The organism is Enterococcus sp. AZ095a, assembly GCF_050546735.1.
In the GTDB taxonomy this organism is placed as follows: Bacteria; Bacillota; Bacilli; order Lactobacillales; family Enterococcaceae; genus Enterococcus_D; species Enterococcus_D entomosocium.
Genome location: NZ_CP172953.1, coordinates 2,142,765 through 2,153,628, shown reverse-complemented (window position 1 = coordinate 2,153,628; position 10,864 = coordinate 2,142,765). Strand labels below are relative to the sequence as shown.

Here is a 10,864-nt window from a genome sequence, read left to right as displayed (position 1 = left end):
CTGATGGGCTGCTATGGAAAAAAACGTAATGTGTGAAGAGGAAAAGAAAAAAGGCTGATTGAAGATCAGCCCCAAATTGTCGTGATTATGCCAGTGTATTCGTGTCGATGGTTACTGTCTCGCAAAAATGCCCTCTGCCCCCAACGTAAACATGTTGGATTTCCTTTCGCGAAGTCGTAACGAGTTTGACAAAGATTTCAGAAGGTTCACCTAAATTGCTGCCTTGTTCAAAGCGATACACTTCTTTTTCGAGGGCACACTTTTGATACAAGAAGCAAGCCAAGGCGGCATTGGAAGTGCCTGTGGCAGATTCTTCATTGATGTCAAACAATGGGGCAAAGTTACGGCAAACGATTCGTTCTTTTTCCATTGCATATAAGTGCATGCCAACTACTTGTTGAAGCGCACTTACTTTTTTTATTTCCTCAAAATCAGGTGCAACTTGCTGCAACTGGGCCGTTGTTTTGATTGGAATAAGGATATCCTTTAATCCAGTAGAAACGATTTGAATAGGAATTTGATCATTGATAGCATTGGTATCAAAACAGTCAGTTAATTGTTCTAGTGAAAGCACATCTGAAAACAGTGGTTTGTTCTGTTCCATGAAAATGACACCGTCTTTGATGGTGATCGACAAACGTCCGGCGTTGGTGTCGATGCGATACTGTTGCCTGGAAAGTTTGTTTAGATACGATAATAGTGCAAAGGAGGCAATTGTTGCATGTCCGCATAAGTCAACTTCTTCTTTTGGCGTAAAATAGTCAAATCGGAAATCGGCCTGCGGGGATTTCGATAAAAAAGCTGTTTCTGAAAAGCCTAACTCTTTTGCGACGGCTAACTTTTGTTGTGGCGTAAGAGGCTGTTCCAACAAGACGACTCCAGCCTTGTTGCCACCTGTTTGATTTTTACTAAAACCGCTTGCGATATGTACCGTTATCTCCATAGGACACCTACTTTCTTTATTCTTGTCAAGCATAGCATAATTTTTGCAGGGATAGGTTAAGAAAACGGATTGGTTAAGCGTGTTATACTGAAGGTAAGACAGAGGAGGGACTATATGAAGAGAGCGATGATCCTTTACCCAATCATTTTTGTAGACTTTCCCTTCGGATATGAACACCAAGACTTACGTCAGTTGATCGACACGGTGATTTATTTGAAAACACCACTAGATATTGCTTTTGCTCGTCAGATTAAACGGGATTATACGAACGAATCAAAAGAAGCGATTTTGACTTGGGCAGATACTTATCTTTCCTATGCAAGGGAGCTATTTGTTTTACACGAACAGATCATTGCTGAAACAGCCGACTATGTACTGGATGGTGCTCTACCAGCTGATCAGCTAGCAGAACAAGTCAAGTATTATCAAGTATTTTAAGAAGCGCTTTTAAGCAAGATTTAGTCTACTGGGTTTTGTTTAATCTACCTTACTATCTGTTTCAGAGGTCAAAAATGCCGCTGCTTCCTCTAAAGAGAGCGCTGCTCCATTGAATGTGGGCCACGCATTGATACCGTCACATTTTTTTCTCGGAATCAAGTGAAGATGAAAGTGAGGGACTGATTGACCCGCTGCTTGATTTGCTGCGCTTAGCAAATTAATCCCATCAAATCCTAAGCGAGTGACACAATGATCTGCTATTTTTTGAACCGTTTGAATGAGGTGAGCAAGAAGAACGGGGTCGCAATCTAAAATACTGGTGTAATGTTTTTTAGGAATAACCAGCATATGATAATCCACGTCTTTGGCATGATCAAGGAAGGCGCAAACACTGTCATCTTCATAGATTACATGGCTTTTTATTTTTCCAGAGACGATGCGGCAAAAAGGACATTCTTCCATCAAAATTCCTCCTATGGAATAAATTTTGTTAGTTGTGTTCGAGAAGTATAATATCTAAAAATGTGAAGCTACGGGATTATGGGAAACCATAAACGATCTTTGTAATTAAGCCGCTCTTTGAGAGGATAATATCATATTTATTTAGCAGTTAAAACTATATGTGATAATTAATGATGTTTTAGATAATTAGTTAATAGGTTGTTTGCAAAAGAAAAGCTCCGTGCTGCTGATTTGTGGTAAAAGTGACGTTTGAAAAAAGTGGTTTTTAAAAATTTATCAAAAAAAATCGCTAGGAATCAAGATTCCTAACGATCTGCTAGTGCAATGCACGATAATATAACGTTCCAGGAGGGATTCGAACCCCCGACCGTTCGCTTAGAAGGCGAATGCTCTATCCGGCTGAGCTACTGGAACAAATAATTTTCAGCGAATGCTCACTTCGCCTAAGCTGTTGAAATCAATCAGCAACAAATAACATTATAGAAAAAGGGCGCAGCAATGTCAATCGCTTTTCGCCCTTTTCTTATTTTTTCTTTGAAAAAAGGAAGCGCAGCTGCCCTCAACCTTTCTCAGGTTCCTCAAGAATTACGCTATCTGCTTCTTTCGTAATGAGAATCACGCCATCTCCCAAAGGGACAAGCGTGGAGGTCAGCTGAGGATGGTTCATCACAGTATCCAAGAAAAGATTCAATTTGCGATGGATCGCTCGCTGGTTGCGAGGAATTTCTTCGATGGGTTGTAGAATCGTTCCAGCTTGAAATACGTCATCCACCATCAGCACACCGCCTTTGCGTAATAGACGCAGACATTCTGGTAAAAATTCAATGTATTTTGATTTGGCGCTGTCCATGAAGATAAAATCATAAGGGCCACTCAATGTAGGTAGAACGTCTGCCGCTTGTCCTTCTAATAGCGTGATTTTTTCTTCATTTCCTAAGCGAGCGTAAGTTTCTTTGGCTTTGCGGATCATGACGTCAAAGCGATCGATCGTTGTGACATGACCATCTTTCACACATTGCGCCATCAAGCTTGAAGAAAAACCGATCGCTGTGCCGATCTCAAGGATTTCTTTTGGCTGGAGTTGTCCTAATAAAAACTGCAAAAAGACCACTGTTTCATGTGGGATGATTGGCACTTCTTTTTTATGAGCGGCTTGCTCGATTTCACCAAGTTCGCCGGGTAATTGTTTTTGTTTTTCACGCATAAACGCCACTAGTTCAGGTTTGACTACTGGACGATGCATCATTTCGTTGCGCATCTTCATCCTCCTAATTTATCGCTGTCCCCTATTATACGAATAACTCACCTTAAGTTCAATCTTTTCGAGTCTTTGGAACAACAAAAAAACCAGTCATAAGACTGGCAGGATAAAGGGGTGAAAAATATTTTTGGGATATTTCTATCATAACGGTGTTATGTGGAGGTTTGGTTAAAATCCTGTGAAGATCTCGTCAGGTTCTGCTTAAATTTTCATCAAGAAGAAAAGCAACCCATCAACAGGGCAAAAACGAACTTTTTATCGAAATATTCAGAAAATTCAGGGAAAAGTGTTGACAGAGGAACCTGCTGTTTGGTATCTTCATAACAAGATAAAAAAAGTGATAGGTGACGACGATGGATAAACGATTGAAACAAACAGCTGCATTTTTATTATTATTATCGTAAGGACTCTTTTTCTATGACCCGCCTTTTTTAAGGCATCATTTGAAGAGTCCTATTCGCATTGCATGAAGGAAACCCTTTATGGAGTGCTTTTTTTATACCATTTTTTCAATTGTGTTTGAATGAGGTCGCGCCAAGCGTGCTCCTACCACTGCTAAGGAGGAAATAGTGATGAGAAAAATCCAGTTTTTTGATACGACATTGCGAGACGGTGAACAGACCCCGGGAGTCAACTTTAATACGAAAGAGAAGGTTCAACTGGCGCTGCAATTAGAAAAATGGGGCATCGATACGATCGAAGCAGGTTTTCCGATTGCATCAGAAGGAGATTTTCAAGCAGTCAAAGCGATTGCTGGGGCGGTGACGAAAATGACCGTTGCAGGACTTGCCCGTTGTCAGAAAAAAGACATTGATCGTGCCTATGAAGCTCTTTATCAAGCCGTCGATCCACAGATCCATGTCTTTCTAGCAACGAGTAAGGTGCATCGCCAGTACAAGCTGAATATGACGAAAGCAGAAGTACTCGCTTCCATCAAAGAACATGTGGCTTATGCGCGTGAACGCTTTGAAAAAGTTCAATTCTCGCCAGAAGATGCCACCCGCACCGATAAAGCCTTCTTGCTTGAGGCGGTTCAAACAGCGATTGATGCCGGCGCGACGATCATCAATGTGCCCGATACAGTAGGGTTTACCAATCCTACGGAATATGGAGCGCTTTTTGCCTATTTGATCGCCAATATCAAAAGCGAGCAGCAGATCACTTTTTCTTCCCATTGTCATGATGACTTGGGAATGGCGACAGCCAATGCGCTGGCGGCTATTGAAAATGGTGCTGATCGGGTGGAAGGAACGATCAACGGGATCGGCGAACGAGCTGGCAATACTGCATTAGAAGAAGTGGCCTTGGCGTTGCATATTCGCAATGATTTCTATCAGGCTACCTCCAACATCAAATTAAACGAAACAAAACGAACCAGCGATCTGGTGGCACGTTTGTCAGGAATCACGGTACCGAAAAACAAAGCGATCGTCGGAGGCAATGCTTATGCCCATGAATCAGGGATTCATCAAGATGGCGTCTTGAAAAATCCTGAGACCTACGAAATTATTACCCCACAGTTGGTGGGGGTAGAAACCAACTCGTTGCCTTTAGGCAAACTTTCTGGCCGCCATGCGTTTGTCGATAAAATGCAGCAACTGGGCTACCAGTTTGACCAAGAAGAAACCAACGAATTGTTTAAACGCTTCAAAGAATTGGCAGATAAAAAGAAGCAAGTGACCGAACAAGATTTGCTGGCTTTGGTGGCCGATCAAGGCCGCAGCCAAGAAGGCGGCTGCGAGTTGGACGCCGTTCAGCTACAATACGTGTCCAATGGCCATCAAGGAGCAGTGGTTTCTATCATCAAAGACGAGGAAAAACAAGTGGCATCAGCCATCGGTGCCGGCAGTATCCAAGCTATCTACAACTCGATCGATCAGATTTTCCAGCAGCAGCCGAAGTTGTTGAATTATGAGATCACTGCCTTGACCAGTGGGGAAGATGCGCAAGCGGAAGTGCACGTGGTCATTGAATGCCAGGAAACCAATGAAAAAATCAGCGGGATCGGCTTAGACTTTGATGTCTTGCAGGCGTCAGCCAAAGCATATGTACAGGCTAGCGCAGCTCTAAAGAATCGAGGTGTCCTTGTTTGAAAAAGATCGTGGTTTTAGCAGGAGATGGCATCGGACCAGAAATTATGGACAGTGCCCTTGCGGTATTGAAAGCGGCTTGTCCTGACCATCTCCAGCACTTTCATTTTGACCAGCGGCCATTTGGTGGAGCGGCGCTGGCACTTACTGGAGAGCCATTGCCGCAAGAAACACTACAAGCTTGCCAGCAGGCGGATGCGGTCCTTTTAGGAGCCATCGGTGATCCAGCTTGGGAAAACGCACCGACAACACCCGAGAAAGGACTTTTGAATCTGCGTCAAGCGTTAGGTCTATACGCCAATATTCGACCCATCAAAGTAGTTGATGCGGTGATTGCTTTGTCTCCCATTAAAGAAACGATCCTTCGAGGGACAGATTTTGTCATCGTTCGTGAGTTGACTGGCGGTATCTATTTTGGCGAAAAAGCAGAAAAACCTGAAGAAGCCTACGACATCAATCATTATCACCAAGCAGAGATTCGACGGATTTTGCGTAAAGCCTTTGAGATCGCCCGTACGCGGAAGAAGCGGGTTCTCTCTGTCGATAAAGCAAATGTGTTGGCGACTAGCCGGCTTTGGCGCCGATTAGCGGAAGAAACGGCACAGGAATTCCCAGATTGTCAGTTGACTCATCAATATGTTGATTCCGCCGCTATGAAAATCATCCAAAATCCCAAAGACTTTGATGTAATCGTGACCGAAAATCTCTTTGGCGACATTTTAAGTGATGAAGCCTCGGTTTTGCCGGGGTCATTAGGGGTGCTACCAAGCGCAAGCCATGGCGCAGAAGGGGTTTCTTTATATGAACCGATCCATGGCTCGGCACCGGATATTGCTAGGCAAAATTGTGCCAATCCGGTTTCCATGATTTTGTCTGTCGTGATGATGCTAAGAGAGTCCTTTCAAGAGGAACAGCTGGCAGATACCATCGAAAGTGCGTGTTATGAGGTAATGAATGCGGGGATCTTGACGCGTGATTTAGGTGGGACGGCAACGACAACTGCCTTTACAGAAGAGGTTATTGCACAGTTAGGAGTGAGCAATTATGGGGAAAACGCTGTTTGATAAACTATGGGATCGGCATGTGATCACAGGAGAAGAAGGGCAGGCGCAGCTGCTTTATGTCGATCTGCATATGATCCATGAAGTGACGACGCCGCAAGCCTTCGAAGGATTGCGGCAAGCGGGACGGACAGTTCGCTGTCCCGAAAAAACCTTCGCAACAATGGATCATAATGTGCCTACCAAAGATATTTTTACCATCACCGATCTGGTTGCAAAAAAGCAAATGGATACGTTACGTAAAAACTGTCATGATTTTGGGATCGAATTGTGTGACAATGGCTCTGCCAACCAAGGAATTGTCCATATGGTTGGCCCAGAAGTAGGCTTGACCCAACCAGGAAAAACGATCGTTTGCGGTGATTCCCATACTGCCACCCATGGTGCTTTCGGCGCGATCGCATTTGGGATCGGTACGAGTGAAGTGGAGCATGTCTTTGCGACACAGACGATTTGGCAGACAAAACCGAAACGCATGGGAGTTGAGATCACCGGTCAGCTGCAGCCGGGGGTGTACGCCAAAGATATTATTTTGGCATTGATCGCGACGCATGGCACAGATTTTGGTGGTGGCTATGCCGTAGAATTCTTTGGCGAAACGATCCGCAACCTGACGATGGAAGAGCGCATGACCATTTGCAATATGTCGATCGAAGGTGGGGCAAAAATGGGCTTGATCGCACCTGATGAAACGACCTTTGCTTATGTGAAGGATCGACGCTTTGCGCCACAAGCGTTTGCCAGTGCGGTGACGGATTGGCAAACCCTTTATACCGATGAAGGTGCCAACTATGATGCCCTGATCACCTTAGACGCAGCAACCTTAGAACCTTACATCACTTGGGGCACCAATCCAGAAATGGGAGTACCGGTCAGCGAAACGTTTCCTGAAGTGCGAGATCACAATGATCAGCAAGCCTATGAATATATGGCACTGCACCCCGGACAGACGGCTGCCGATATCCCCATCGAATACATCTTTATCGGATCGTGTACCAATGGTCGTTTGTCTGATCTGCAAGAAGCAGCGGCGATTTTGAAAGGTCAGACCATCAAAGAAGGGGTCACTGGCATTATCGTTCCTGGTTCACGCCCTGTTCGTAAAGCAGCGGAAGCTATCGGTTTAGACAAAGTCTTTATTGAGGCTGGTTTTGAATGGCGGGAGCCTGGCTGTTCCATGTGCCTAGGAATGAATCCTGATAAAGTACCAGAAGGCGTCCACTGTGCCTCCACGTCAAACCGCAATTTTGTTGGACGGCAAGGGAAAAACGCTCGGACGCACCTTTGTAGTCCAGCAATGGCGGCAGCAGCTGCGATTCATGGGCGTTTTGTCGATGTACGAGAAGTGGTTGGAGGTGTTGGTTAATGGAAGCTTTTACGCAATTTGAAGGTACGACGCTGCCTTTGATGAATGACAATATCGATACCGATCAAATCCTACCGAAAAATTATTTGAAGCGCGTCGAAAAAACGGGGTTTGGCGAATTTTTATTTGACGATTGGCGCTATTTGCCGCAACGCAAGCCTGATCCAGCATTTATCTTGAATGATCCAGCATATCAGACCGCTCAAGTCCTCGTCACTGGTGATAATTTTGGTTCTGGCTCTTCTCGAGAGCATGCGGCTTGGGCGCTGTTGGATTACGGCTTCAAAGCCGTGATTGCTGGTAGCTTCGGTGATATTTTCTATATGAATGCCACCAAAAACGGGCTGCTGCCCATCGAGCTGCCTTTGACTGTTCGCCAAAGGATCGCCTCGCTGCCTGCTTCTGAAAAAATCAGCATCGACTTGCCGAGGCAATGTGTGATCGTTGCCGGGGAGGAGCATTTCTTTGCAATCGATGCTACCTGGAAACACAAATTGATCCACGGTCTCGATGAGATCAGTATCACCTTGCAGGAAGCGGCGAAAATCACCGCCTATGAGCAGACGATTCCAGCGTATTGGCAGTAGGGCTAGGGGACTGGTCGTTATTCGTTGGCTGGTATTTGTGAAAGAATGTTTCTTAACCCTCGCCAATCAGCTTCGATTTGCGGAGTCAACGTCCGATTATAAAAGATCGCAGCGGGATGATACATCGGCACGATCAGATATTCTTTTTCCGACCATTGATAGCCATCCTTTGTCGGATTGCTTTCTTGAATTTTGGAACGGATCACTTCGCCATGGTGGTCTTTGATATAATAGGCGTTGCCTAATAATCGCTGTAGTCCGATATTGCCAACAGTTGCAATGACGGGCGGATCCACGATGGACAACTCGTAGTCAAGCAGTGGTGCGTGTAGCAAGACTTCCTTTTTGGTAGGTGTCCGATTGGGATGGACGATCTCATGGGCACCGCTGCGCTTGTTGATTCGTTCTTTGACGGAATATGGACGGCTGCGGACAGCGCTGGTGATGTAGACATCCTCACGGGTCAAACCGGCTAAAGCCAACGATTTCATCAATTCTTTTCCTGCTTGTCCGCTAAAAGGAATAAAATTCTCGATTTCGGTTCGACCAGGGGCTTCACCAACGATCATCAATTTGGGCTGCAGCGGTCCTTGACCTGGAACAAATCCTTCCAACGGATAACTGCGGGATGCCTGTTGAACGGCAGTGGCTAATTCTTTGGGGTATTGCATGAAAACTCCTCCCGTTCTGTTTCGCTTGTGCTCTTTCTTCTATAGTAATAGAAAATAAAAAATGCACAAAAGGAAATGACTAGTAGCAAAAGAATTCTGTCTTTTCCTTAATTAGTGATTGACTTTAGGAAAACATTTTGATAAAGTTAATCTGTTGTAATTGTGGACTCCACAGCTACAACCGCACAGAACAAGTAGTAAGTACGAAAGTCACTTGGGATGGCGAGTCTAAGTATATTATAAGGAGGTGCTGTAGAGCATGTACGCAATTATCAAAACTGGTGGGAAACAAGTAAAAGTTGAAGTGGGTCAAGCAATCTACGTTGAAAAATTAGACGTTGAAGCTGGACAAAAGGTTACTTTTGATGAAGTTATCTTATTAGGTGGCGAATCAACAAAAGTGGGTGCCCCAATCGTTGCAGGAGCAACTGTTGAAGGAACTGTTGAAAAACACGGCAAACAAAAGAAAGTCGTAACTTTCAAATACAAACCTAAAAAACATTCACACCGTAAACAAGGTCACCGTCAACCTTACACAAAAGTTGTTATTGACGCGATCAACGCTTAATTCTTACGAAAAGCAGGGTAACGAATATGATCAAAGGGACATTCAAACGAAATGACTCTGGTCGGATTGTTTCTTTTGAACTAGCTGGACACGCACAAGCAGGAGAATACGGCAAAGACATCGTCTGTGCTGCAGCATCCGCTTTAGCGATCAGTGCAGTCAATGGGATCGATGCTTTGGCTGGCGTTGCGCCAAAAGTTGAAGCAGATAACGAAAATGGTGGGTACTTATTAGTCACGCTGCCTTCTCGTTTGACCCAAGAGCAGTCGAATATCGCACAAATTCTTTTAGAAAATTTGTTGATCGGCTTGCAATCAGTTCAAGAAGAGTACAACGATTATATCCAAATCAAAACTACTAAAGAAAACTAGGAGGTGCATCTCATGTTGATGAAAATGAATTTGCAATTCTTCGCTCACAAAAAAGGTGGGGGTTCTACTTCTAACGGACGTGACTCTCAATCAAAACGTTTAGGTGCGAAACGTGCTGACGGTCAAACCGTTTCAGGCGGATCAATCCTTTATCGCCAACGCGGTACTAAAATTTACCCAGGGGTAAACGTAGGTATCGGTGGAGATGATACATTGTTTGCAAAAGTTGACGGCGTTGTTCGTTTCGAACGTAAAGGCCGCGACAAAAAACAAGTATCTGTTTATCCAGTAGCGCAAGAAGCATAAGAAAATGACATCCAGATTACGTAAAAGTAACCTGGGTGTTTTTTTATACACCGATGAAACCGTTTTAACGAAATAGTTATTTATAATGGCTTAGATAAGGAGTGAAGCAATGATTCAATTAAAAGAAATCACGAAGGAAAACTATCGTGCGTGCATGAATTTGAAGACAACGAAGGAGCAAGAAGATTTTGTTGCGCCCAATTGGTACTCAATGTTAGAGGCGATCTATGAGGAACCACGTCAGGCATTTGCCCTCTACAATGGTGAGGATATGGTCGGCTTTCTCTTATTTAGTTTTTACGAAGCGGATGAGGATTATCCAAAAGCTTCGTGGTGGATCGAGCGGTTTATGATCGCAGAAAAATTCCAAAATCAAGGGTTAGGCAGTCAGGCGTTTCTTGCTGGGTTAGATTGGTTCAAAACCCATATCCAAGCGCAAGAATTAAGGATCTCCGCTGTAGATGGCAACGAGATCGCAACAAAGCTTTACGAACGAAACGGCTTTGTCTTGACAGGTGAAATGATTGATAACGAGCATGTACTCTTGTTGCAGCTGCCAACGGATCAAGGGTAAATGACTCTTTCTACAGTAAAAAATGAGGTCAAAAGCAGAGGTTCTTAAGGGGATTCTCTGCTTTTTTTATTGGTGTTTTTCCGGTCAAAAAAGTGTGCCGTCATTTTCTGGCTAGATTTTTCAAGAAATTTTGTGCACTTAGGGTAAGAATTACGAGTATATCCAT

At 44.3% G+C, this 10,864-nt stretch carries 13 protein-coding genes, 1 tRNA gene and 1 other annotated feature; of the genes, 9 read left to right on the top strand and 5 right to left on the bottom strand.

Annotation, left to right across the window (positions count from 1 at the left end):
• Positions 1–85 precede the first annotated feature (85 nt).
• Complete coding sequence (locus IGJ26_RS10005; RefSeq protein ID WP_086299358.1) at positions 86–943, bottom strand: PhzF family phenazine biosynthesis protein; 858 nt, start codon at positions 941–943, stop codon at positions 86–88.
• Positions 944–1,057: 114 nt separating this feature from the next.
• Between IGJ26_RS10005 and IGJ26_RS10000 the strand changes: the two genes are divergently transcribed.
• Positions 1,058–1,381, top strand: a complete 324-nt coding sequence (locus IGJ26_RS10000; RefSeq protein WP_016613398.1) for a hypothetical protein — start codon at positions 1,058–1,060, stop codon at positions 1,379–1,381.
• A gap of 39 nt (positions 1,382–1,420) precedes the next feature.
• On the opposite strand, the gene IGJ26_RS09995 is transcribed toward IGJ26_RS10000, so the two are convergent.
• The 3 genes from IGJ26_RS09995 to IGJ26_RS09985 form a co-directional block, all read right to left on the bottom strand.
• The gene (locus tag IGJ26_RS09995; protein ID WP_101699160.1) at positions 1,421–1,843 is read right to left on the bottom strand and encodes an HIT family protein; all 423 of its coding nucleotides are present in this window, start codon (positions 1,841–1,843) and stop codon (positions 1,421–1,423) included.
• A 340-nt stretch (positions 1,844–2,183) separates the two neighbouring features.
• Positions 2,184–2,257: transfer RNA gene (locus IGJ26_RS09990), tRNA-Arg, on the bottom strand.
• 145 nt (positions 2,258–2,402) lie between these two features.
• Complete coding sequence (locus IGJ26_RS09985; protein WP_008378512.1) at positions 2,403–3,101, bottom strand: O-methyltransferase; 699 nt, start codon at positions 3,099–3,101, stop codon at positions 2,403–2,405.
• Between the two features lie 575 nt (positions 3,102–3,676).
• On the opposite strand from IGJ26_RS09985, the gene IGJ26_RS09980 reads away from it, so the two are divergent.
• From IGJ26_RS09980 to leuD, 4 genes are read left to right on the top strand one after another with little or no spacing between them, the layout of a single operon-like run.
• Positions 3,677–5,197: a 2-isopropylmalate synthase gene (locus tag IGJ26_RS09980; RefSeq protein WP_016612263.1), complete on the top strand. Its 1,521-nt coding sequence runs from the start codon at positions 3,677–3,679 to the stop codon at positions 5,195–5,197.
• On the top strand, positions 5,194–6,258 hold the full coding sequence (leuB, locus tag IGJ26_RS09975) for a 3-isopropylmalate dehydrogenase (protein ID WP_194199658.1): 1,065 nt from the start codon (positions 5,194–5,196) through the stop codon (positions 6,256–6,258). The genes IGJ26_RS09980 and leuB overlap by 4 nt, the downstream gene beginning before the upstream one ends.
• A complete protein-coding gene (gene leuC, locus IGJ26_RS09970; protein WP_005235315.1) occupies positions 6,239–7,621 on the top strand; it encodes a 3-isopropylmalate dehydratase large subunit in 1,383 nt (460 codons plus the stop codon). Before leuB ends, leuC begins: the two co-directional genes overlap by 20 nt.
• The gene (gene leuD / locus IGJ26_RS09965; protein WP_005235316.1) at positions 7,621–8,208 is read left to right on the top strand and encodes a 3-isopropylmalate dehydratase small subunit; all 588 of its coding nucleotides are present in this window, start codon (positions 7,621–7,623) and stop codon (positions 8,206–8,208) included. Before leuC ends, leuD begins: the two co-directional genes overlap by 1 nt.
• A 17-nt stretch (positions 8,209–8,225) precedes the next feature.
• Here the strand turns inward: leuD and IGJ26_RS09960 are convergent, their stop codons facing one another.
• The gene (locus IGJ26_RS09960; protein ID WP_008378509.1) at positions 8,226–8,879 is read right to left on the bottom strand and encodes a uracil-DNA glycosylase; all 654 of its coding nucleotides are present in this window, start codon (positions 8,877–8,879) and stop codon (positions 8,226–8,228) included.
• A gap of 169 nt (positions 8,880–9,048) precedes the next feature.
• Positions 9,049–9,119, top strand: a sequence feature (ribosomal protein L21 leader region).
• A 19-nt stretch (positions 9,120–9,138) separates the two neighbouring features.
• Between IGJ26_RS09960 and rplU the strand changes: the two genes are divergently transcribed.
• From rplU to IGJ26_RS09940, 4 genes are all read left to right on the top strand, one after another.
• The gene (gene rplU, locus IGJ26_RS09955; protein ID WP_430599584.1) at positions 9,139–9,447 is read left to right on the top strand and encodes a 50S ribosomal protein L21; all 309 of its coding nucleotides are present in this window, start codon (positions 9,139–9,141) and stop codon (positions 9,445–9,447) included.
• Positions 9,448–9,473: 26 nt separating this feature from the next.
• Positions 9,474–9,818 (top strand): ribosomal-processing cysteine protease Prp, encoded by a 345-nt coding sequence (locus IGJ26_RS09950; protein ID WP_005225752.1) that lies wholly within the window; start codon positions 9,474–9,476, stop codon positions 9,816–9,818.
• 12 nt (positions 9,819–9,830) lie between these two features.
• Positions 9,831–10,124 (top strand): 50S ribosomal protein L27, encoded by a 294-nt coding sequence (rpmA, locus tag IGJ26_RS09945; RefSeq protein ID WP_003126181.1) that lies wholly within the window; start codon positions 9,831–9,833, stop codon positions 10,122–10,124.
• A 109-nt stretch (positions 10,125–10,233) separates the two neighbouring features.
• Positions 10,234–10,698 carry a GNAT family N-acetyltransferase gene (locus tag IGJ26_RS09940; protein WP_005235322.1) on the top strand — a complete coding sequence of 155 codons (465 nt, stop codon included), beginning with the start codon at positions 10,234–10,236 and terminating at the stop codon, positions 10,696–10,698.
• Positions 10,699–10,864: the final 166 nt, after the last annotated feature.